10 protein-coding genes and 1 rRNA gene are annotated in these 7,992 nt (G+C 63.5%); 5 read left to right on the top strand and 6 right to left on the bottom strand.

Features of this window, described 5'->3' with window-relative positions; all coding sequences use genetic code 11:
* Together rrf and ACFQEU_RS08280 are read left to right on the top strand one after the other, a co-directional pair.
* Nucleotides 1–88 (top strand): 5S ribosomal RNA (gene rrf / locus ACFQEU_RS08285); the annotation flags it as partial.
* A gap of 219 nt (nt 89–307) precedes the next feature.
* Nucleotides 308–1,186, top strand: a complete 879-nt coding sequence (locus tag ACFQEU_RS08280) for a hypothetical protein (RefSeq protein WP_379781086.1) — start codon at nt 308–310, stop codon at nt 1,184–1,186.
* A 44-nt stretch (nt 1,187–1,230) separates the two neighbouring features.
* Here the strand turns inward: ACFQEU_RS08280 and ACFQEU_RS08275 are convergent, their stop codons facing one another.
* On the bottom strand, nt 1,231–1,521 hold the full coding sequence (locus ACFQEU_RS08275; RefSeq protein ID WP_379781084.1) for a hypothetical protein: 291 nt from the start codon (nt 1,519–1,521) through the stop codon (nt 1,231–1,233).
* Between the two features lie 141 nt (nt 1,522–1,662).
* Between ACFQEU_RS08275 and ACFQEU_RS08270 the strand changes: the two genes are divergently transcribed.
* Nucleotides 1,663–2,529, top strand: a complete 867-nt coding sequence (locus tag ACFQEU_RS08270) for a DMT family transporter (protein ID WP_379781088.1) — start codon at nt 1,663–1,665, stop codon at nt 2,527–2,529.
* Nucleotides 2,530–2,699: 170 nt separating this feature from the next.
* Here the strand turns inward: ACFQEU_RS08270 and ACFQEU_RS08265 are convergent, their stop codons facing one another.
* Entirely contained in the window at nt 2,700–3,200 is a 501-nt protein-coding gene (locus ACFQEU_RS08265; protein WP_379781082.1) for an SRPBCC family protein, read from the bottom strand.
* Nucleotides 3,201–3,293: 93 nt separating this feature from the next.
* Here ACFQEU_RS08265 and ACFQEU_RS08260 point away from each other — a divergent pair, with 93 nt between their 5' ends.
* Nucleotides 3,294–4,220 carry a DNA-3-methyladenine glycosylase family protein gene (locus tag ACFQEU_RS08260; RefSeq protein WP_379781080.1) on the top strand — a complete coding sequence of 309 codons (927 nt, stop codon included), beginning with the start codon at nt 3,294–3,296 and terminating at the stop codon, nt 4,218–4,220.
* Nucleotides 4,221–4,338: 118 nt separating this feature from the next.
* A complete protein-coding gene (locus ACFQEU_RS08255; protein ID WP_379781078.1) occupies nt 4,339–4,716 on the top strand; it encodes a DUF555 domain-containing protein in 378 nt (125 codons plus the stop codon).
* A 188-nt stretch (nt 4,717–4,904) separates the two neighbouring features.
* On the opposite strand, the gene ACFQEU_RS08250 is transcribed toward ACFQEU_RS08255, so the two are convergent.
* From ACFQEU_RS08250 to ACFQEU_RS08235, 4 genes are all read right to left on the bottom strand, one after another.
* Nucleotides 4,905–5,138: a UPF0058 family protein gene (locus tag ACFQEU_RS08250; protein ID WP_379781076.1), complete on the bottom strand. Its 234-nt coding sequence runs from the start codon at nt 5,136–5,138 to the stop codon at nt 4,905–4,907.
* Between the two features lie 115 nt (nt 5,139–5,253).
* Nucleotides 5,254–5,433 (bottom strand): DUF7836 family putative zinc-binding protein, encoded by a 180-nt coding sequence (locus ACFQEU_RS08245; protein ID WP_379781073.1) that lies wholly within the window; start codon nt 5,431–5,433, stop codon nt 5,254–5,256.
* An 86-nt stretch (nt 5,434–5,519) separates the two neighbouring features.
* On the bottom strand, nt 5,520–6,530 hold the full coding sequence (locus ACFQEU_RS08240; protein WP_379781071.1) for a transcription initiation factor IIB: 1,011 nt from the start codon (nt 6,528–6,530) through the stop codon (nt 5,520–5,522).
* 316 nt (nt 6,531–6,846) lie between these two features.
* A complete protein-coding gene (locus tag ACFQEU_RS08235) occupies nt 6,847–7,803 on the bottom strand; it encodes a mechanosensitive ion channel family protein (protein ID WP_379781069.1) in 957 nt (318 codons plus the stop codon).
* Between the last annotated feature and the right edge of the window lie 189 nt (nt 7,804–7,992).

The raw sequence follows: 7,992 nt of genomic DNA, 5'->3' as shown, positions 1-7,992 counted from the left end.
CCGTTCCGAACACGGAAGTTAAGCCCACCAGCGTACCGGGAAGTACTGGAGTGCGCGAGCCTCTGGGAACCGCGGTTCGCCGCCCACCCATTCATATGGGAGAATTCTCCCACCGGATCCGTCGGTTACGACGGATTCGACAGACGTTCGACGTGTGAGCAACGGCTCTCGGCAGCGACTCACTTCTCAGTCTCTGTATCACCAACTACATCTGCATACCACAGACCGACCACTATCGTCTCCTGGTCTCAATATTGATACTTTACCCGTAAGTTTATCACTTTTCTCGATGAAGTGAATAACGAAGATGACCGTTCCCTCGACGGACAACGTGGACGTGACGGTACGGGTGGCTACGGAGGGTGGCCCGACCGTTCGTGACCGATCCTCGCCGGAGCACGTTGTCTCGGTGTTGTTCGGAACGGATCTCGAAGAGTGGCGTCGTGGTTGGCAGAGCGCGGCAGCGGGAGAACCGAGACGGGAGACTATCATTGTGGCGAGCGATCACTCCCGTAGCGCCGTTGCCGGCACTTCGACAGGCGTTGTCCCGAATCGCGGCCTTGCGTACTCCGTTCTTGGACCGAACCCCGACGGAGATCGCGTTTTCACCTCAGTTTCGGAGGCTCTCTCGGAGTTTCCAGGCGAGGCGCCGACGGTTCTGATCGACGACCTCGAACCGTTCGCAGCGCGGATCGGCGCGATGGCTGCAGGAGAGGTCGCAGCGAGGGTCGCCGACGTGACGACGGGACTCGGTGGGTCACTGTCTATTGGCTGCTCGTTAACACCAGAGACTGTGTCGTCGCTCGTTCCCTTGGGAGATGTCGCGGATCGGGTGCTGGGTACCGACCCGGAGGCGATAGCAGCGGTGGAGCGGCTTCATCAAACTGACCCGACCACGTTCGGGTACACTCGTCGATACTGGGCGGAGGCACAGCGTGGTATCGAGGCGTGTTCGCGAAACTACCCGCAGTCGAAGCAAGTCCATGCGGCCCTTTCCGAACCGGACACGACGCCTCGTACGCTCGGTGCGACGCTATCGGGACTCGTCTCGCTCGACGTACTCGATGTGTGGGGCGAGACTGTCGGCCCGACACGATACGACCTCACCGTGTACGACCGGGCGCGGCTGGCTGCCATCGGTAGCGCCTTCACGGCCATCGTCGACGAGGATCGGGACGGCGGGTAGGAACGTTCTCAAGCGGGCCGACTGATGATGACCGATCCGGTGGGTCACTGACGTGCCTCGTCGTCGAACGCCTCTTCAAGATTGTACTCGACAATCGTTCCGTCGGTTTCCAAGGTGACCGTTCCGAGTGTCACGGTGTCGCCCGCCTCATGCTCCGTTGCGATCCCCGATAGGACCTCTTCCCTGTCGAGACGCTCCCACATGGCGTCCGCAACGAGTGACTGAAACGCCTCTGGATCCGTCCATCCGGGGTCGATGTTCGATGGAACGTGGACGATCAGCCGGAGCTCCGCGTCAGTGACGTGGACGCCGACGCCGAAGGTATCCGCACACATAGCGTCGCCTTCGCGCGCGCACCTCAAAGCCGCACCGAACTCCCTGGCTCGACCCAGCCGTTGCGCTTCTATGGCGTCGAAAGCAGTAAGCACCGGTGGGTCGAAGTGGGTTTCGTGGCGACGAGTACCGAAGACCCGTACATGCCGGCCGAAATCGGGCTCGTCATGGCGGTTGCCGCAGTCAGCGTGGGGGCGATCCTCGTCAGGTGGAGCCACGCTCCGAGCTCGGTGGCGGCGTTCTATCGTGTGCTGTTCACGACGCTGCCGTTGATACCGGTCGCAGTGTGGCGGTACCGAGAGGAGTTCCGCCGTATCGGTCGGCGGGACCTCGTGTTCGCGACCTTGTCCGGTATCGCATTGGCATTACATTTCGCAGCGTGGTTCGAAAGCTTGGAGTGGACGAGTGTCGCCGCGAGCGTCACGCTCGTTCAGGCGCAGCCGGTCTTCGTTGCGCTGGGCGCGTGGCTGCTGCTCAGTGAACGGGTCACCCGCCGGATCGCTGTCGGGATAACGGTCGCTGTCGGAGGAATGGCGGTGATGTCCCTCGGGGACCTCCTCGGCGGTGTCCTCGTCGGACCGAACCCGCTGTACGGGAACTCGCTCGCCCTGTTCGGTGCGGTGATGGCGGCCGGCTACGTTCTCGCCGGGCGGTCCCTGCGACAGCGCCTCGCACTGATACCGTATGTCGTGGTCGTCTACGGGGTCTGTACGGTTTCGCTTCTTGCAATCGTCATCATCGAGGGACATCCCCTCACCGGGTATCCGACGAGGGAGTGGCTCGTGTTCGCCGGCTTGGCGATCGGTCCCGGGCTGTTCGGTCACACCGTTATCAATTGGGCGCTTGCTCACCTGGAATCGAGCGTGGTTTCGGTGTCGCTTTTGGGTGAACCGGTCGGGGCAACGATACTCGCGCTCGTCCTCCTCTCGGAGGCACCCACTACGTTCACCGTCGTCGGTGGGGGGATCGTTCTCATCGGGATCTATCTAACGACGTCAGGGACCACGTAGGCAGGCTCGTTCTCACTACCGATAGTTCCGTCTCACGACGGTCAACGTACACGCCACGGGCGGGATCTTCTTGGGCCCGAACCAGTATTCGCTCGGACCGAGCACACCAGCTGCTCGCAAAGAACCGCGTCGTGTCGCCGCATCGCTCCGTAGGTGCCGTAGCAGTCCGGCTACTCCCCGCCGAACCGCCGGTCGGTACGTGTGTGGCGGTCCCGAAACATTCCTTCGAACCCGACCTTCGCAAGCGGACCCACAGCGTCGCCGAGCGGGCCGAGGGGGAGCCGGTACTCTACCGTATCGACGAGGTGCGTCTCGTCGCCGTCGGCGTAGAAGGCGTGTGTGTGCTCCCACTTCCTGAACGGGCCGTCGATCATGTCGTCGACGAAGTAGGCACTTCCCTCGACAGGGTCTGTCCCGTCGGGTTCGCGCTCGACGATCCGGGAGATCCATCGCTGCCGGGGGACGATACCGAAGGGGGCGACGGACATCCGGATCCGTGACCCTGCGGACAACACCGCCGGATCGGGCTCTCCGTCGGGCCCCTCGACACTCGCGATCCGCATGTTCATCCACGTCGGCGTGAGTTCGATCAGTCCATCGATGGTGGAGTGAAACGCCCACACGTCCTCGATCGGCGCCGGGATCCGGGTCGTCCGCCGGTACGTCGGCATACCGAGTGATACGACCCGAGCGGGCAAAAACCCCCCACGCTCCGAGTGCTGCTACCGAAACCCCGATACCGTCTCGGTACTGCTGTTCGGTGGATGGAACGAGGCGCGATCGACGTCGGCGAACTGGCGGGGCCGTTCGATCTTCAGGCGACCGTTGAGAGCGGGCAGAGCTATCTCTGGAACCGTGCCGATGGCGGGACCTACGAGGAGCTTCACGCGCACGGCGGGGACGCTTGGTACGAGACGGTGGTCGACCCGATCCCGGGTGTTACCGAGGACCGCGTCCCGCTCAGGGTCAGACAGCGGGGTGGGGTCCACGAGGGAACCCTCGAATGGGAGTCGTCGATCGACGCGGTACCCCTGCTCACCCACTTGCTCCGTCTCGACGACGACCTCGACGCGATCTTGCGTGCCACCCCCGAACTCCCGCTGTTGGAGCGGGCGTACGAGACATATGAGGGAATGCGACTGACTCGGGACCCGGCCTTCCCGTGTCTCGTATCGTTTATCTGCTCCGCTCAGATGCGGGTCGCCCGGATCCACGGGATGCAACGACGGCTCAGGGAGACGTACGGGGACGCGGTCACGCTCGACGGCGAGACGTATCACGCGTTCCCGACGCCGGAGTCGCTTGCGGCGCGATCCGAGTCGGACCTGCGTGACCTCTCGTTGGGATATCGCGCTCCCTATGTGCGACGAACGGCGGAGATGGTAGCGACCGGCGAGGCTCACCCCCGGGAGGCGGCCGACCTACCGTACGAGGAGGCGCGCGAGTTCCTCACCCGGTTCGTCGGCGTCGGCGACAAGGTCGCGGACTGTGTCGCGCTCTTCTCGCTCGGGTTTCTGGAGGCAGTCCCGCTGGACACGTGGATCAACACGACCATCGAGGAATACTACCCCCACTGCGATCGGGGGTCGTACGCGGCGACATCGAACGCGATCCGCGAGCAGTTCGGCGGCGAGTTCGCCGGATACGCACAGACGTACGTGTTTTATTACCTCCGCGCGGGTGGCGAGTAGTCGCCGAATCGGTCGTCTCTCGGTCGGTCATCCTTGTGTCAGTCGTCCTTGCGTCGTTTCGGGCACGAGACCTGTCAGCCAAAAGTTCATAGTGGTTCGCGTGGTAGGCGGTAGCGTGATGGACTGCCGAGTCGTCGTCGAGGCCGCCGTTCCGGTGTACGACGTGGAGACCGCCGACGAGGCGGTACGGATCGCCATCTCGAAGACCGGCGAGATGCTGAACCCGGACCTCAATTACGTGGAGATCGAGATGGGGAGCCGGGTGTCCCCGGACGGGAAGGAGCTGCCGCCGGCGTTCATCGCCGCCGACGAGGCGCTCGTCGCCCTGGAACTGCAGATGGACGTGTTCAACGTCGACCGGGAGGAACACGCCAGTCGGATCGTTCGGAAAGAGATCGGCCAGCGGCTCCGGAACATTCCGTTGAAAGTGCTCAACGTCGAGGAGATCGACGCCGACGAGACGGATGGAAAAACCTCGCGGACGAACAGTGGGTAGGAAAACCACGACAGTTAATAGCCTCTCCGCGGCCTGCCGTCCCCCGAATGTACCAAGGCTATCGCTCCGCTCGAGTCGTTGCTGAACCGCTCACGGTATCGCCCTGCTCACGGCGTCTCGCCCGAGTCATCGCCGTACCGTCGTTGCCACTCTCGTCTTCGCGGTCGTGACGGCGTCGATCGGAAGTGTTAGTCCGCAGTGGGGGCCAGCGGTTCGGACTCGGCTTCGTCCATCGGCTCGGTGATCCCCTCAGTCAGCTTGAAAACGGCGGCCTTGTGGTCGGTCTTCGACTTGTGGATCGATGTCGGTTTTACGCCCAGTTCTTCATACGCATCGAGATCGAGGTCGTCGTCCCAGAACTCGCACTGTTTTCGTACCTCCGCGAGAAGGCCGTGAAGATGGATGAGCTCCTGTTTCTTCATGAGTAACGGTTCTTTGCTACCGGAGGTTTATATTATTATCTTGAGTCGCGTTACCATGGACTGTGATCCGCTGTGTCCCCCGACATGGTGGGTCACCGCCGAGCCCGATCCGCGATCACTGGAACGCTTTCACCGCTTCGAGGTCACGTTCGGTCCGCATGAACTCCGTAAGCCGCCGGGTGGCGTGACAGTGAGGACAACTGAAATTCGTGCGTAGTTGCGGCAGCTCCGCCGGAGTGTCCTGCCATTCTTTATCGCACTCGGGACAGACCAACCTGACGAACGCTTCGACCATGCGCGGGTGTACAGACTACCGGGACAAAAACGTATGTGACAACTTCGCTCGGATCGTGGGGCGCGTGTCCTCGGCCGTCACCGCGATCAGGCGGTGAGGTGGTCGTTGGCTTCGAGGAGTTCCTTGTATCGGTTGCGGATCGTGACCTCCGAGATGTCGGCGACTGCTGACACCTGACTCTGTGTCACCTTCTGGTTCGACAGAAGTGCAGCGGCGTAGACGGCGGACGCCGCCAGGCCGACCGGCGACTTTCCGCTCGTGATCCCGGCTTCCTTCGCGCCGACGAGGAGCTCGCGGGCGACCCGCTCGACCTCGTCGGACAGCTCCAGCCGCGAGACGAACCGTGGCACGTAGCTCTCTGGGTCCGCAGGCTGCACTTCGAGCCCGAGTTCGCGAATGACGTACCGGTACGTCCGCGTGAGCTCCATCTTGTCGACGCGCGAGACCGCAGTGAACTCGTCGAGGCTACGCGGGTTCCCGGCCTGTCGCGCGGCGGCGTACAGCGCGGCGGTCGCGACACCCTCGATCGAACGGCCGGGTAGGAGGTTCTCGCTCAGTGCGCGGCGGTAAATGACGCTCGCAGTCTCGCGTACGGTCTCCGGGAGGCCGAGTGCGCTCGCCATGCGGTCGATCTCGCCGAGCGCCTGCTTGAGGTTGCGCTCCTTCGAGTTCCGCGTGCGGAACCGCTCGTTCCAGGTGCGGAGCCGCTGCATCTGTCGGCGCTGGCGGCTCGACAGCGACTTGCCGTACCCGTCACGGTCCTGCCAGCCGATGTTGGTCGAGAGCCCCTTGTCGTGCATCATGTTCGTCGTTGGCGCGCCCACCCGCGACTTGCTGTCCCGCTCGGCGGAGTCGAACGCGCGCCACTCCGGCCCGCGGTCGACCGAATCCTCCTCAACGACGAGTCCGCAGTCCGTACAGACCGTCTCGCCGTGCTCCGTGTCCGTCGCGAGCCGGCCGCCACACTCGGGGCATGTCGTCGTCCGCTCGTCGTCGGTTCGTTCGGTCGCTGCGGATTCCGTCTCGGTTTCACGCGAGGCCGCCGTTCGCTCGATCTCTTCGCCGCCGTCGTAGCTCCGGATGCGTGTCTCTGTCATGGGTGTTCTCCGATCGAACTCCCGACGAAAATGCTGGGCCGGGTATGCCCGATTCGTTAACTAACAGTTAGTGGTAAGAGTATATAAATCTTGTGTTACCCGCGGGTGTATGAACACCTGAGGACGGTGTTTACCGGTGTCTGAATCGTATACGGCTCAGCGGTGTCGGCTTACACTGGTTCCAAAATACCGGCGTATCGATTTGAACTATATAAACACACTGGCATCGATCAACACGCACACAAGCGACCCCAATCGAGCGCGTCCGTCTCCGCCGAGCGTCCTCCTATCCCGTGCCGTTCCACCCGAGCCGGTGCTACCGGCTCCGACTCACCGGGAACGCGACACGGTCGGGGTTCTCGTTGAATCGGTCGAGGACCCGTTCGTACAGTTGGTTTTTCACTCGCTGTCCCCGTCGCGGGTGCGTGAGATACCTGACACGCAGCTCCATCCACGACTCGCCCTGACTCACGTTCACGGTCGGGTGGTCGTACACCTCCAGTTCGACGGGCGTCTCCGAGAGCGCCTCCCGGTATCGGCGGATCCCTTCCGCCATCTCGTCGCCGACGAGCGCGGCGGCCTCCTCGCGCATGACCGCACGCGCGAAGTCGAGATCGGTTTCGTAGGCGACCTGTACCCCGAGCTCGTTCCAGACGTACGCCGAGCCGCCGCCCCCGAAGTTGACGACGTTCGAGGAAAGCACCACGCTGTTGGGCACTGTCACGACCCGTCCGGACGGCTGGTTGGTGGTGACGAGCTCGCCGTTTATCTCCCACAGCGTCGTCACGAGGAAGTCGACCTCGATCACGTCGCCTTTGGCGTCGTCGATCTTGACCCGGTCCCCGACCCCGTACGGCTGTTTCACCGTGATGTACACCCACGCGATGAGCGATAAGAGCGGCTGCTGGAGCGCGAACGTGATAGCGAACCCGATAACGCCCAGCGAGAGGAGCAGCCCAAGCCAGTTCTCCGTCAGGACGGCGAGGACGGCGATCGTGCTAACGAAACCGAACACGAGCCGCATGAGGTTCCGCGTGTTGTGGGCGCGCCGCTTGTTCGTCGACCGCATCAGGACCTCCACGAGCAGCTGGTACGTACCGAACGACAGGCCCACGACCGCGGCGACGAACAGGGACCGACTCACCACGAAGTCGGCCGGGTACTCGAGGATCATCGGCCACGTCGCGAGCGGGCTCGCGGTCGTCACAAACGCGCCGCCAACCGCCGCGACGAGGCCGATCGCGACGGAGACGATCGCGACAGAACGTCTCACGACCGGTCCTCGCCGGGCACCGACAAAACGGTTGTGACACTCATCTTATGTGGTGCCGGCTTCGGTCCCCGTCGCGCCCGCAGCTCCCGCCATCTCCGCGAGCGCCCCGGCGAGCACTTCGGTCGCGGCCGCACAGTCCGCCCAGTCGGTCCACTCGCGCGGGTTGTGTGAGACCCCGTCGCGTGAAGG

Source organism: Halorubrum tibetense (assembly GCF_042661865.1).
Classification (GTDB): domain Archaea; phylum Halobacteriota; class Halobacteria; order Halobacteriales; family Haloferacaceae; genus Halorubrum; species Halorubrum tibetense.
The sequence above is the reverse complement of the archived record's forward strand: the minus strand, read 5'-3'. Positions and strand labels throughout refer to the sequence as shown.